The organism is Mesorhizobium sp. 1B3 (assembly GCF_050958605.1).
Classification (GTDB): domain Bacteria; phylum Pseudomonadota; class Alphaproteobacteria; order Rhizobiales; family Rhizobiaceae.
Map to the genome: position 1 here is coordinate 132,837 of NZ_JBJHDO010000001.1, position 13,405 is coordinate 146,241.

Consider the following 13,405-nt stretch of genomic DNA (forward strand, 5'->3'; position numbering starts at 1 on the left):
TCACTCTCCGGGAAGAACCTGCCTGAGCGGCATGTGGTTGGCTTGTCCCACGACCTTCGCCGGCACGCCGGCGACGGTTGCGTGGGCGGGAACATCCTTGGTTACGACGGCGCCGGCGCCGATGAGTGCGCCTTCGCCGATGGTGATGCCTGCGACGATGGTCGCGTTGCTGCCGATCGAAGCATGCTTGCGCACGGTGGTGGGAACGACGCTCCAGTCGCCATCCTTGATCAGCGTTCCGTCGGGCGCGACCGCCCGAGGGTAGAGATCGTTGGTGAACATGACGCCGTGGCCGACGAAGACACCGTCCTCCAGGGTCACGCCCTCGCAGATGAAGGAGTGGCTGGAGATCTTGCAGTTGCGGCCGACGGAGGCGTTCTTCTGAATTTCGACGAAGGTGCCGATGCGTGTGCCAGCGCCAATCTTGCAGCCGTAGAGATTGACGAGATCCGGATGATGAATGACCACACCCTCATCCAGGACGACACTCGATGCGATCATGCTAATGCCCCCAGCGCCTCGATCGCTGCAACTCACGACGTTCGAACAGGAATGTGCAAAACACAGGAATGCTTTTCCCCATCCGCGTAAAGGAAACAAATCTTGGTAGGAAATTGACCCAAAGGAGTATCGCGAGACAAAGCGAATGAACTCCAAGATGAGAAAGTACACCGTGATCTGTATTTCATCATTGTGATGACGCAGGAAAGGCGCCGCGTCGGTCGCGCCGGCTACGATGCTGGATGCGGCCGATGGCCGCGTTGCGCCAGGCCGGGGCGAAGCAGGTTCCGATATGCATCGAGATATCGCCGTGCCTCGAGCGACCATTGAAACTCCCGCTCCGCCACGGCGCGCCCCAATAGTCCCATCCGTTTGCGGCGTTCGGGGTCGTCGATCAGCTCCACGATTCCATTGGCAAGCGCCTGCGGTGAATGCTCCCGCACCACCAGTGCCGCGCTTCCCGCCTCGCTGGAGGCCTGGCGCAAGTCGAACTGAACGAAAGGCAGACCGAGCATCATGTACTCGAACACCTTATTCATCGAGAGCTTGTCGTTGAACTCGTTCGGTGGATCCGGAATGACGCCCAGGTTCAAGGCGGACAGGTGCGCCATGAGCTGTGGTCCGCTGAGATATCCCGTGAATTGAAGAGAGTGGTCGAGATCCAAAGAGGCCGCGATTTCCTTCAACCTGCCCAATTCCGGTCCGTCTCCGATGATGATGCAGTTGATGTCATCCCGTCGACGGACGTGCCGGATCTCGGCCATCGCGCGAACCAGGGTCTCCACGCCGTCCTGAGCGCCCATGATCCCGATGTAACCGATCAGATGCTTTCCAGGCACAACGAGCGATTCCTCGGCGGCCGTAAGCCGGAACTTGCTCGCTTCAGGATAGCTCTTGACGACGACAACCCGGTTCGGGTCCATGCCGCCGCGAGCCACCGCGATGTCGCGAAAGGTCTCGTTCGTTGCGATGCTTGCGTCAGCAGTTCGAAACGTCTGCCGCTCGAGCAGACACATGATCCGGTACAAAAAGTCCTTTCGGCCGAACTTGCTGACATAGAGCTCCGGCCCGAGATCATGGTGGTCGAACACGAAGTAGGTGCCAAACAGAAGCTTGTGCAGCAGCGCGACAAGAAACATCAGGTCAGGAGGGTTGCAGGCCTGTATGACGTCGATCCGCCTGCGACGGCGTACCGCAAATGAAAGCCGTATCTGGTGCATGAGCGCGCTGCCGTACTCTCGCGCATATCCGGCAGCCGACTCCGCTTCCTTCAGGGGATGTCGGTAAATGTGGATTCCGTCGATGACTTCGTACGTCTTGTCAAACCCTTTGCCGGCTGGACATATCACCGACACTTCGTATCCGGCCTCGCCAAGGGCCTGAGCCTCCTGCCACACGCGCCGATCGAAGGGCACGGGCAAATTCTCCACGAGAATGAGAATGTGGTGGTTCTTCGAAATGGCCGCCTCCTGCCCACAAGCAAGTCGCGGCGACGATACGTTTTGGCCTCTTGAACACTCCAGTCAGCAAACGGAATAGGCTGCTACCCCTTTTGTCGAGATACTGTAGCGGCCCCCATGGTTATAAAACGTAAGGGAGCAGTTCGGCCGTACCGACTTCTGGCAGGGTTCGGGTTACTTGCAAGGCGAGCGCTCACAAGTTCAACAATAGACACACGGCATCCCTCGGAGACGGCGGAGGCCCATGTAGCGTGAGGAAACTTGTGGGGCCGAACATGGGGCACAGATCAGGCCGTTTCAGCCAAACATTAATGCGCGACGCGTCTGTCGGTAAGGGCTTTCCAACTATGCGCAGATGCGCGGCCACTGCGTTGCGAGAGCCGTCATTCGGCGGGCGTCCGCAGTTCCGGCCACCCGTGCCACCACTCGGACCGCCGGCCCCAAATCGCGCCCCAGGTCTTCGAGTTCTCCCACCGCCCGAACGCCCTCGTTCCCCAGTATCGACCGAATGGCCACAGCCTGAACATCATGAGCCCGATCTGGCGCTGCCAGGGAGGAAAATGCCGCCGGATCAGAAGTATCTTGGCCCTGAGCAATCTGATCATCTTGTCGGTCCGCACGGTTTCGGAGGCCCCGGCATAGTGGATGATCTGGGCCTCGGGCGTGACACGGGGGCGGGCTCCTTTATCGCGCGCGCGCAGGCAGAGATCGGCTTCCTCTCCGTACATCACGAAACTGAGGTCGAAGCCTCCAAGCTCTTCCCAGAAGCGCCGTCGGATCAGCAAGAAACATCCACTGACGATGTCCACGCCTCTTTCGGTGTCCCTTTCCCAACCGCCGTATCCTTCCGGGTTGAAAACTGCGCTGCGGCGAAAAAGGCTCGAAAGGCCCAGCACCTGACTCGTAAGACTCCAAAGCGTCATGCGCCGCCAGCAGCTGGCGGGATTAAGGCTGCGGTCCCCGAACAGCGTGCGGCCTCCCCAGATTCCAGCCTCGGGCGTGCTTTTCGCGAAGTCGAAAAGCCGATCGATTGCACCGTCCAGGACCACGGTGTCCGGGTTCAAAAGCAGCAGATAGTCGCCACGGGCGTGGGCTGCGGCGATGTTGTTGCCCTTCGCGAATCCGTGGTTCTCGGTCTCGGCAAGAAGGCGAATGCTCGGAAACTCGGCACGTATTGCGGCGACGGAGCCATCGGACGAGGCGTTGTCCAGCACGATCAGCTCGAAATCCCGGCGGGTTTGCGCTTGGACAGACCGGAGACAATCCAAGGTCATGTCTCGAGTGTTGTAACTGACAACAATTACAGAGATCGCAGGCACGGTGTCTTGCATTGGTGGGAAGCTTTCGTCGCCGATCGAGACTGTATGATCTTTTCGAGAGCCATGGGCAATACAGCCAAAAGGTTTGCTGGCTGCGACATTCATCTCTCTTTCCGTCAACGGGCTAGGGGGTAGGCCATGTGTGGCATCGCGGGGTGGATTGGGCCTCCTATGTTTCCGGGACGTCTGCATGACATGACGGAATCCCTCAGGCATCGCGGTCCCGACGGGGAGGGTCAAATAGTCCTGCCACTTTCCGAGGGGGCGGTGGCGGCGTTCGGCCACCGCCGGCTTTCGATCATAGATCTGTCCCTTGGGGCTCAACCCATGACCAGCCATGACGGCCGCTTCACCGTCGTGTTCAACGGGGAAATCTACAACTATTTGGAAATTCGCAAGGAACTCATCCAGGCCGATGCCAAGTTCACGACACGGTCGGACACCGAGGTCATTCTCGAAGCTTGGCGGGTCTGGGGGCCTGATTGCTTGGCACGGTTTCGAGGTATGTTCGCCTTCGCCTTACATGACGAAAAGACGCGAAGCGTTTTTCTGGCGCGCGATCAATTCGGCAAGAAGCCGCTCTTCCTTGCGGAGCGCCAGACGCCGTCAGGGTCTGTCCTGGTGTTCGGTTCCGAAATTCGCGCCTTGCTCGCCCATCCCGCGGTGCAAGCCGAACTCGATGTAGATACGCTTTATCAATATTTGTGCTGGCGTTACGCGCCGGGCCCGTTCACTTTCTTTCGCGGCATCCACAAGCTTCCGCCCGGCAGCTATCTGACTTGGAAAGGTGGACGCTCGACCATCCGACGCTATTGGACCGGTCCAGAAGAAGTCGATTCAGGTAGGCCAGTGCCTTCCGATCCGATCGGCGCGTTCCGCGAGATCTTCGATGAAGCGGTTACGCTCCGCCTCAGGGCGGATGTTCCGGTCGGCGCGTTCTTGTCGGGAGGACTGGACTCCGCGTCGATCGTCGCCACGCTGGCACATCTGGGCGCGCCGCAGATACGAACGTTTTCCGTCGGCTTTCGAGGCGACCAGGCTTCGGAATTACCTCTTGCCGCGGAAACGGCTCGCCAAATCGGCACGATCCATACCCCGCTGGAACTATCTACCGACGATCTGACAACCTTGTTGCCCATGTTGAGCCGGCATCGGGGGGCGCCTGTGTCGGAGACTGCCGATTTGCCTATCTACCTGATGTCGGTCGAGGCCGCCAAATACGTCAAGGTCGTGCTCTCGGGCGAGGGCTCCGACGAGATGTTCGCCGGCTATCCGAAGCATTTCGTCGAGCGCTACTTCGGGCATCTGGCTAAACCCGGCCTCATGTCGGTCGCCGGACGTGCTTTGCTTGCCGCGACATCCCCGGTCGCGGCGAAGGCAAGGCGGCTGAGGATCGCCGCACGAGCAATGTGCGCCCCGCGTTTCGATGATAGGATGATCATGTGGTTCGGCGCAATAACACCAAGGGAACGCGAAGCGCTTTGGGCCGGGCCCAAACCATCGCGTGCGCCGGACGGCCGTCCTTTCCAGGCCGCGTCGGGAAGCACGCCGCTGCGCAGCGTGCTCCACTTCGACCAGACTTCCTGGCTGCCGGACAACCTGCTCGAGCGCATGGACATGATGACGATGGCGGCTTCGATAGAGGCTCGGACCCCCTTCATGGACGTTCGCCTCGCGGAATTCGCGAGCACCCTGCCTGACCATTGGAGAATAGGGGGGCGCGCCACCAAACGGATCGTGCGCGAGGCGCTTGGCTCACGGCTGCCAAAGGCAGTCCTCACTCGCAAGAAGAACGGTTTTCGGATGCCGGTCACGGAGTGGTTTCGAGGTCCTCTTCGCGATCCAGCCCGATCCATTCTGCTTGGGACAGACAGCATCAGCGCGGCTTACCTCGATCGCGCCACAGTCGCGCAATTGCTGGATAGTCACGCGATGGGGAAACAGAACCACGACAAGACTTTATGGGCTCTGTTTTCCCTTGAGACGTTCATGCGTGAATTCTTCTGAGCGGGCAATCGACATGCTGATTTCGGTGATCATTCCGCATTTGAATCAGGAAAGCCACCTGAGGGCGTCGCTGGAGGCCCTGCATCGACAAAAAGGCTTGGTCGCCGAGCGCGAGATCATTGTCGTCGACAACGGCTCCGCCCGGCTTCCAGCCGAAGTCTGCGCCGCATGGCCGGATGTAAGGCTCGTTCAGGAGAGGACGCCTGGTCCTGGACCGGCACGTAACCGCGGTATCCGGGAGGCTCACGGCGACATACTGGCTTTCATCGACGCGGATTGCCGGGCCGATCCGGGATGGCTCGCGGCGATCGAAGCAGCTTTCGCCAAAGCCGGGACCCAGATTATCGGTGGCGACGTAAGGGTTGGCTATGAGAGCCCCTCTCGACCGACATTCCTCGAACCTTACGAAAGCATCTACTCGTACCGGAACAACGAACACATAGCGGAAGGATTCTCGGGCACCGGCAATCTTGCCACTTTGCCGTCAGTCGTTGCAGCGGTCGGACCCTTTGCAGGAATCGAGACAGCGGAGGACAGGGACTGGGGATTGCGAGCAGGCGCAAAAGGCTATGCGATACGGTACGTCCCCGAGATGATCGTGTATCACCCCGCGCGGAAGTCCTTCTCCGAACTCACCCGAAAGTGGGACAGGCACATCGCGCATGACTATGAACTCATGCGTTCCCGTAGGCTGGGAGCATTGCGATGGGCTGCGAGAGCGATCGCAATCGCAGGCTCACCGGCGTTCGAGCTTCGTACCTTGCTCTTCTCTCCTCGTGTCTCGGGCGCATGGGAACGCGTACTGGCGTTCCTGTGCCTCGCCCGCATCCGGCTCTATCGCGGGCGGCGTATGATCGAAGTGCTGATACATGAGGATGCGCGTGCCATCTCGAGCGCGTGGAACCGGCAATAACCGTATTGCGGCTCTGGCTGATGGCGCGTTCCGGGGAAGCCGTGCCGGCACATAGGAGGCGAGGGCGAGGGCTGACCAACTTCCCTGCCGCGCGAATTCGGAAATTGCAACCGGCTCCGGAGACGATGGCTCGCGCAATGCCACCTACTGCTTTTCACGTGCCCGTGCCGGCGCTCGCCTGGAGTATTTCGGGTTGAAATTGCCTCGGCTGAGGCTGCTCTTTGTAACATCGACCGGCGCCTCCGGGCACTCTGCGCTGGCGTGGAGGAACCAGGCACCGCTTCCCAGGAGGAACAAGAAGCACACATAGGGGGCAGCCCATAAATGAACGGTGGTTCCGACGATGAAGTAAGTCGTCATGCAGATCAGATAGGCCACCTTGTAGGTCTGTAGTTTTTCATCCTGAAACTTTCTGGAAGCAATCTGAAAAAGAAGCCAGAGATATGCTCCCAGGATAAAGGCCAGGGCCGGGACTCCGTATCTCATGGCAGTAAGTAGCCAAAAATTGTCGACGCTATCTGGGACCATCCATTTCGGTCGTACCCAGTCGTTGAAGCCAATCCCGAAAAGTGGATTGTTTCTGACCGAAGCAGACCCGTATTCCCAGATGTAAAGGCGAAACCAGCCGGTATTCTTGTCGAAAGTGAAGTAGGATATGTAGAATTGGATCGGTGATTGGTTGGACCCAAGTTCGACGACCAGGTACCCGGCGAAGGCCAGCGCCCAAAGGATTTTCCAGCGATTCTTGTTCTGCCTCAGGAGCCAATTCCAGCCGATCAGCGCGAGCTGGAAAAGTAGGCCTGCGATAGGCGCTGAAGACATCGACATAACAGCAGCGGCAGCGACCATGCCTGTCGACAACCGCCTTCGGATCGTCTTGTAGCCTGCGGCAGGCACGTAGAATGCCAGAACAAACATGCTTCCGCAAAAAAGCCCGAAAAGGATGGCGTGGGCGAACGGACCTTGCACGCGCCAGAAACCGAGCCGCGGCTCCATCAAAGTAACGTCGACTGTAGGAAAGACCGCTCCAAATATCGAGAGCAGTGGTTTCTGCCCGGCAACCCATTCATAGGCTGCGAAAGGGAGTAGCAGGATAATGGTCCTGGTGACCAGAACGACCATGCTCTCGAAGTCTGCGGCCGTGCGGATGTAGCAGCGGGCCAGGAGATATGCGCCCATTGTCTCGATGAAGAAGATGCCGGTTGGTTGCACCGAGGCCGAGGCACCGTGGGCCACGGCCACGCTGATTGCTGACCACACACAGTAGAGGAGGACTGCCACGTCGACTGCCAGGATGGGACCCGCGCGACCTCCAGCCCACATTACGAGGCAAGGCACCAGGAGAGCCAGCAGAACAAACCGGTATGGCGACATGCTCAGCGGACCCAACGGGATGATCCATGGGATCACGAGGCTGGCAATGAAGATCAAGACTGGCCAGGGCGCTCTTTGTGGCCGTGTTCCAGCTTCAACCTGGCCGGTCTGATCCGGTCCGATCTTCGTCCGCCGGTTGGATCGTGTCGCGCGCGTCAAGGAGCGTGCAGCACTTGCCGACCGCACCACCGTGACAGGCTTTGACTGTTCCGACTGAAGCGCCGGATCGAGTCCCGTGGTCACCCGCGGTGTCCTGGTTGCACCGATGCCCATTTCCCGCGCACCTTTGGAGAACGACCCGACTATACACAGCCTCTCTCGCTGCGCGACTGATCCATCTAGCTTATGCCTCCTAGTCCGAATGGAGGGGCCGCAGCGCCTTTCCTTGCTGTGCGCGACGCATAAAATCTCGAATACCCAATGGGCCGGCGGGAGCTTCCAGAATGTCACCAGGATGAGAGCGATGAGTGGCGGAACGCGCCGTGCAAAGCATATGCGTCTGCTTTTCGCAATTTCGGACAAGCTCGGCGTTTTCGTGGCTTGCCTACTGCTTGTTGTCGGGTTCGCGCGCGTGTCGTTGGCGGATGCGCCGCAGGCTGCCACGCAGGAGAGTCTTCGTCGTCTGGGCGAGGCTCCGCCGCCGCCCGCTGCCGCGTTCGGCGCCGTGAAACTGGCCGAGGCAAGGTCCGCTTCGCGAGGCATGAAGGCGGAGCGTCTTTTTCCATCACGTGGTACGACCGGCATCCCATCGAACTGGGTCCCGGTGCGATCATTGACAGGGGATTATTGGGTTCGCGAGCCAGGGGCCGTCGTAGAGGATCTCAGGATCACGGATGGTGATCTGATGATCGATGCGCCGGGCGTCACTATTCGCCGCGTCGAGATCCGCGGAGGACGTATCGACAACCGGCCTGGCTCCGAATGCCATAATGGCTTGGTCATCGAGGATACAACCGTGACGCGCTCCACCGCACCAACCCTTGACACCGATCAGCCGGCAATCGGAGTGGGTGGTTACACGGCGCGCAACGTGAAGATCGACAATGTTGCGCAAGGTTTTCGCATCGGAGGGGCAAGCGACGGCAAATGCGGTCCAGTCACAATCGAGGACAGCTTCGCGCGGGTCGTCGCACCCGACATATGCCGTGATTGGCATGGAGACGGTATTCAAGGTTATGACGGCCCACCATTAAGGGTGCGCAACGTTACGCTCGAACTCGGCACTGCCATTGGCTGTGGCGGAACGGCTCCTTTCTTCTACCCTAGCAACCAGGGCAACGCCTCGGTCGACATCGACGGTCTTCTCGTCAGCGGCGGAGGTTATCCGTTTCGACTAGGCATGCCGGGATCTGTGAAAGACCTCAATATCGTGGTCAAGTCCTGGGGGTACGGCCCAATAGACGTCAAGTGCTCGGTCGTAAAAATCTGGGATGCGGCGATCGTTACCCTTGATGCGAACGGTCAGCCCGGCGCTTCATACTGGCAACCCTGCAATACCGAAAACGGCGGCTGATCATGCGGGAATCCAACAAAACATCCATCAATCACATATTGCTTACACGGTTTAACTTGCCGTCGCCTGGTGTGGAGAGCCTGATCAGGGCCAAGGAGGGCTGGCTCCGCCAGCGCGTGGGTTTGTTCGAGAAATATTGCCTGCCGTCCGTGGCAGCGCAAACAAACCGGAATTTCGTTTGGATGATCTATTTCGATCCCGCAAGCCCGGCATGGCTGCGCGATCGCATCGCCAGCCACGTCAAGCACGGGTACTATGCTCCGATCTATCGCGAAAGCGTGTCGAACGCAGAGATGATGGGTGACATCCGCGGGTTGATCGATCGTGAGCGTGAGGTCCTTATCACAACCAATCTCGATAACGATGATGGGATTGCGGTCGATTTTGTCGACAGAGTGCAGGCGGTCACCACGGCCCAAGAAAGGGTTGCGATTTACCTCGTGAACGGTCTGATCAGGCGGTCGGAAGGTCTGTATCTGTATCGCTATCCGCGGAACGCGTTCAATTCGGTTCGAGAGTCCTGGTCCGCGCCGGTCATGGCGTGGTCAGCATGGCATACCGAACTGGGCAACCGCATGCCTGTCGTCGAGCTCGAAGGATCTCCTGGCTGGCTGCAGATCGTCCACGGCTCAAACGTGAGCAACCGCGTCCAAGGACGCCTCGTGGCGCCAACGCCTTACAGGCATGAGTTTGGACGACTCCTCGATGGTGTCGCCGAGCCACGTCTTCTCGACCTCGGCAGAGATCAGTTCATTTCCCGGCCGGTCCGTTTCGTCCGTGAATCCGGCAGGGCAACAGGCAAACGTCTTGTGATGGGGCTTCTCGGACGCGACGGACTCGATCGGGTCAAGCTCCTTTGGAGAACAAGGTTCGGGCTGCGGCAAGGCTTGAATGCCGGGCCAGCAAAGCCACCCGCATCCTGAGGATTTCAGGCTAATGGATTTCAGCACATCACAAATCATAGAAGCCGCCGCCGCTCCCGGGGCGTCGGCCCTCGGCGCCATGCATCGCCAGGCAAGCCGCCGCGCTCGTCAGCTTGTAAATATCCTTGCAAAGGGCGGGTACAAGGAAGTTGTCTTTCGCGTCCGTTCTAAAGCATCGGACTGGGTCCGGCCACGCGGCGTCGTCTGGCCTGTCTTTCCGGAGGATGTAATGGCTGCGGACCTGACGCGGCCCAAAAAGATAGTGTTTCCGAAAATCACTCCGGGCGAACCGATCGCCGTGAACTGGGTTACAGGACCCGCCGGCCCAGGCTCGGGCGGCCACACGACCCTCTATCGTATCGTCAAGTATCTGCAGGGGAGAGGCTATTCCAACCGCGTATATTTCTATGCGCCTTACGGCGGTGACCAACGATATTATGAGGCCATCGCGCGCGAACATTACGGGCTCACATGCGAAATCGGCAATGTGAAGGACGGCATGCGTCATGCCCACGCCGTCGTAGCGACCAACTGGACGTCAGCATATCCGGTGTTCAACTCTCCCTGTCATGGAAAGCGGTTCTACTTTGTCCAGGACTACGAGCCGTATTTTTACTCGGTGGGCACCAGCAGCGTTCTTGCCGAAAATACCTACCGGATGGGTTTTCACGGCATCACGGCGGGACGGTGGCTGGCGGAAAAGCTGTCGCGGGATTTCGGCATGGAGACCGACTATTTCCCGTTCGGGTGCGATACTGCAAGATACAGCCACGATCCAGCCGTGAAACGTAACGGAGTGGCATTTTACGCGCGCGCGGAAACCCCACGGCGCGCGGTCGAACTCGGTCTGTTGGCGCTAGGGCTGTTTGCGAAGCGCCAGCCGCAGATCGAGTTGCATCTCTTTGGTGAAAGGATGGGGGACCTGGGATTCAAGTTCGTGAATCACGGTCTGGTGACGCCGGCGAAGCTGAACGAAATCTATAATCGCTGCTTTGCCGGCCTTTCGCTGTCTTTGACGAACGTATCGCTCGTTCCCCACGAAATGCTCGCCTGCGGCTGCATTCCCGTCGTCAATGACGCTGATCAAAATCGCATCGTTCTGGACAATCCCCATGTGGTCTACGCCCCCCCGACACCGCATGCGCTGGCGGGGGCGCTGGAAGCGGTGGTCACGAAATCGAGCTTCGACACTGTCTCCCGGCGTGCGGCGGCAAGCGTCGTCTCGGCCTCATGGGACGACGCGGGAGCCGCGGTGGATGTGGCGCTTCGCCGAGCACTGGGAACGTAGCCGGCTCGTCCTGTGCTCGAGATCAAAAGCTGGAGGATCAAGCGCTCGATGACCTCTGCGGGTCTCTGGCGCGGCTCGAACAACAAGCTATTCTCGAAAGAGGTTTCGATGAATGATACGATATGCAAGCAATAAGTTGCAGGCGCGATCTCTTATGCTTGAGATAGGTCTTACGGATCTAAGAATTAGTTTGATAATATAGGGAAGTCTCATCATTTCAGGTTTAACGAACAGGGCAATTGCAAATTCCTCATTTAATTTTTTTCTAATAGGATACTTGGATGGGTTGTTATATGACATGCCGTATCCGTGTATCTGTGCTATGTGTAGTCCTTCCTCGTGCAGGAGCCATCGCGACCAGTCCTGATCTTCTGCTGAGAAAACCTCAGGCCGAAATGGTCTTTTCTTGAGAAGTTCGGTCTTATAAATCGCGCATGTATTCCATACGCCGTTGTATCCCGAAAAAGTCTTCTGATTTATCAGAGAGTAGCGAATATTATCAGAAAATTCCTGTAAGAAATAGGCCGCGCCGATGTCATCTCTCGATCGAAGAAGATTGATCGCGTATTCAATGGCTTCTCTTCCAAGTATTGTTGTGTGTGAACTGGTAATTAAGGTGAATTCATCGACGATGTAATCTATTCCAAGGTTAAGAGAGATAGAATAATTGAATTTATCTGTTTTGTATTCGTGAATTGTTGAGCCGGGTGGAAACAGCAACAGCGTTCGGTCCGTGGACCCTGAATCGACAAATACATACCGGTGGGGAGGGAGGGACTGACGTTCAAGTGAGCGGAGCGTATCCGGCAGGGTTGCTTCCGAGTTGAAGGTCCGAATGAGAGCGGTATAGGTGGGCCTGTCGGGAGGCAGGTCTGCGTTGAAAGCAGTAGGCGAGGCCATGCATTGCTCGTCCGTGACAATTGACAACCTTCAGGAACACAACAAGCCTACTATCCTGGTTATGGTTCGGGATAGGTCAGTGTGGGTCAACCTGGGAGATCAATATGGCGCATTCAATTGATGTGGTGGTGCCATGCTATCGATACGGACATTTTCTTAAGGAATGCGTCGAAAGCGTATTGTCTCAGGGGGATGTTGATGCGCGCATACTCATCATTGATGATGCGTCCCCTGACGATAGCGCGGAAGTTGCATCATCTCTAGCGCATTCAGACAGCAGAGTTTTATTTCGTCGTCACCCGGTCAACATGGGCCACATCGCGACCTACAACGAAGGGATCGAATGGGCATCCGCAGAGTACTTCCTGCTGCTCTCAGCCGATGATTATCTGTTGCCCGGCTCACTCGGACGCTCGACAAGGCTCTTGTCGGGCATGCCGGAAGTGGGTTTCGCTTTTGGCGCCGCAACCGTGCTCAATGAGGATGGAACGTCCTTGCCTGTACATCCCTTGGGGCGCGCACCTGGCTTCGTTCAAAACAGTGCGATGGACGGGAGATCTTTTTTTCGGCTAAGCGGGGCCAAGAATATCGTGCCGACACCTACTGCTGTTGTTCGGACGAAACTGCAAAAGGACATTGGCGGCTATCGTCAAGATCTGCCGCACAGTGGCGATATGGAGATGTGGATGAGATTGGCCATGCGGGCGCCGGTCGGTTTCGTTGACGAGTATCAGGCCGTGTACAGGCAGCATGGCTCAAACATGTCTCTCACGTATTTTGGCGAGTATATCCTTCGCGACCTGGAGGAGCGCAGAAAGGCAATAGAATGCCTCTTCGAATGCGACCCGCGAATGCAGAGAGAGGGCGACGACATCCGGAGTGGATTGCTACGCGATCTTGCCGCGCAGGCAATCAATGAGGCAAGCGTAGCCTTTAATCGCCGCAATCCCGATCTCAGCAATGCAATCGCTCGATTTGCTGTGGAGCTTGTCCCGACGTCGCGGTTGTCGTTGCCTTGGATGAAACTGGCTCTGAAACGCGCTATGGGAGCGAACACTTGGCTCTCAGTCAGGTCGTTCGTCAATCACATTGCAGTGCGAGACAACAAATAGCCGAGTCTCCTTTCCGGTGACGTGCGCCCTGCGCTTTTACAGCGCGTCGCGTGAACAAGGATTCACGCGACGCCCAGGGGCGCGACGAGAAGCGC

The 13,405-nt window shown here is 58.1% G+C and carries 11 protein-coding genes; 6 read left to right on the top strand and 5 right to left on the bottom strand.

The genetic code is table 11. From position 1 onward, the window contains the following. The 3 genes from ACCO56_RS00625 to ACCO56_RS00635 all read right to left on the bottom strand — a co-directional run bounded on the left by ACCO56_RS00625 (nucleotide 1) and on the right by ACCO56_RS00635 (nucleotide 3,385). The gene (locus tag ACCO56_RS00625; protein WP_433636631.1) at nucleotides 1-501 is read right to left on the bottom strand and encodes an acyltransferase; all 501 of its coding nucleotides are present in this window, start codon (nucleotides 499-501) and stop codon (nucleotides 1-3) included. A 230-nt stretch (nucleotides 502-731) separates the two neighbouring features. Beyond that, nucleotides 732-1,916 (bottom strand): glycosyltransferase family 4 protein, encoded by a 1,185-nt coding sequence (locus tag ACCO56_RS00630; protein WP_433636633.1) that lies wholly within the window; start codon nucleotides 1,914-1,916, stop codon nucleotides 732-734. Between the two features lie 428 nt (nucleotides 1,917-2,344). Next, entirely contained in the window at nucleotides 2,345-3,385 is a 1,041-nt protein-coding gene (locus tag ACCO56_RS00635) for a glycosyltransferase family 2 protein (protein WP_433636636.1), read from the bottom strand. A 33-nt stretch (nucleotides 3,386-3,418) separates the two neighbouring features. Here ACCO56_RS00635 and asnB point away from each other — a divergent pair, with 33 nt between their 5' ends. Further along, nucleotides 3,419-5,287, top strand: coding sequence for an asparagine synthase (glutamine-hydrolyzing) (gene asnB, locus ACCO56_RS00640; protein ID WP_433636637.1), 1,869 nt, complete (start codon nucleotides 3,419-3,421; stop codon nucleotides 5,285-5,287). 13 nt (nucleotides 5,288-5,300) lie between these two features. Further along, complete coding sequence (locus tag ACCO56_RS00645; protein WP_433636639.1) at nucleotides 5,301-6,200, top strand: glycosyltransferase family 2 protein; 900 nt, start codon at nucleotides 5,301-5,303, stop codon at nucleotides 6,198-6,200. Nucleotides 6,201-6,344: 144 nt separating this feature from the next. Here the strand turns inward: ACCO56_RS00645 and ACCO56_RS00650 are convergent, their stop codons facing one another. Next, complete coding sequence (locus tag ACCO56_RS00650) at nucleotides 6,345-7,817, bottom strand: O-antigen ligase family protein (RefSeq protein WP_433636641.1); 1,473 nt, start codon at nucleotides 7,815-7,817, stop codon at nucleotides 6,345-6,347. Between the two features lie 334 nt (nucleotides 7,818-8,151). On the opposite strand from ACCO56_RS00650, the gene ACCO56_RS00655 reads away from it, so the two are divergent. From ACCO56_RS00655 to ACCO56_RS00665, 3 genes are read left to right on the top strand one after another with little or no spacing between them, the layout of a single operon-like run. Next, nucleotides 8,152-9,087 carry a hypothetical protein gene (locus ACCO56_RS00655; protein ID WP_433636642.1) on the top strand — a complete coding sequence of 312 codons (936 nt, stop codon included), beginning with the start codon at nucleotides 8,152-8,154 and terminating at the stop codon, nucleotides 9,085-9,087. 2 nt (nucleotides 9,088-9,089) lie between these two features. Beyond that, entirely contained in the window at nucleotides 9,090-10,010 is a 921-nt protein-coding gene (locus ACCO56_RS00660; RefSeq protein WP_433636644.1) for a glycosyltransferase, read from the top strand. Between the two features lie 13 nt (nucleotides 10,011-10,023). Further along, nucleotides 10,024-11,298 carry a rhamnosyltransferase WsaF family glycosyltransferase gene (locus ACCO56_RS00665; RefSeq protein WP_433636646.1) on the top strand — a complete coding sequence of 425 codons (1,275 nt, stop codon included), beginning with the start codon at nucleotides 10,024-10,026 and terminating at the stop codon, nucleotides 11,296-11,298. 87 nt (nucleotides 11,299-11,385) lie between these two features. Here the strand turns inward: ACCO56_RS00665 and ACCO56_RS00670 are convergent, their stop codons facing one another. Continuing rightward, complete coding sequence (locus ACCO56_RS00670; RefSeq protein WP_433636648.1) at nucleotides 11,386-12,198, bottom strand: glycosyltransferase family A protein; 813 nt, start codon at nucleotides 12,196-12,198, stop codon at nucleotides 11,386-11,388. Between the two features lie 104 nt (nucleotides 12,199-12,302). Here ACCO56_RS00670 and ACCO56_RS00675 point away from each other — a divergent pair, with 104 nt between their 5' ends. After that, nucleotides 12,303-13,310 carry a glycosyltransferase family 2 protein gene (locus ACCO56_RS00675; RefSeq protein WP_433636651.1) on the top strand — a complete coding sequence of 336 codons (1,008 nt, stop codon included), beginning with the start codon at nucleotides 12,303-12,305 and terminating at the stop codon, nucleotides 13,308-13,310. Nucleotides 13,311-13,405: the final 95 nt, after the last annotated feature.

Coding starts and splice junctions, on each gene's coding strand:
- ACCO56_RS00670 (WP_433636648.1), bottom strand. CDS start 12,198: ATGGCCTCGCCTACTGCTTTCAACGCAGACCTGCCTCCCGACAGGCCC.
- ACCO56_RS00675 (WP_433636651.1), top strand. CDS start 12,303: ATGGCGCATTCAATTGATGTGGTGGTGCCATGCTATCGATACGGACAT.
- ACCO56_RS00625 (WP_433636631.1), bottom strand. CDS start 501: ATGATCGCATCGAGTGTCGTCCTGGATGAGGGTGTGGTCATTCATCAT.
- ACCO56_RS00665 (WP_433636646.1), top strand. CDS start 10,024: ATGGATTTCAGCACATCACAAATCATAGAAGCCGCCGCCGCTCCCGGG.
- ACCO56_RS00635 (WP_433636636.1), bottom strand. CDS start 3,385: ATGAATGTCGCAGCCAGCAAACCTTTTGGCTGTATTGCCCATGGCTCT.
- ACCO56_RS00660 (WP_433636644.1), top strand. CDS start 9,090: ATGCGGGAATCCAACAAAACATCCATCAATCACATATTGCTTACACGG.
- ACCO56_RS00645 (WP_433636639.1), top strand. CDS start 5,301: ATGCTGATTTCGGTGATCATTCCGCATTTGAATCAGGAAAGCCACCTG.
- asnB (WP_433636637.1), top strand. CDS start 3,419: ATGTGTGGCATCGCGGGGTGGATTGGGCCTCCTATGTTTCCGGGACGT.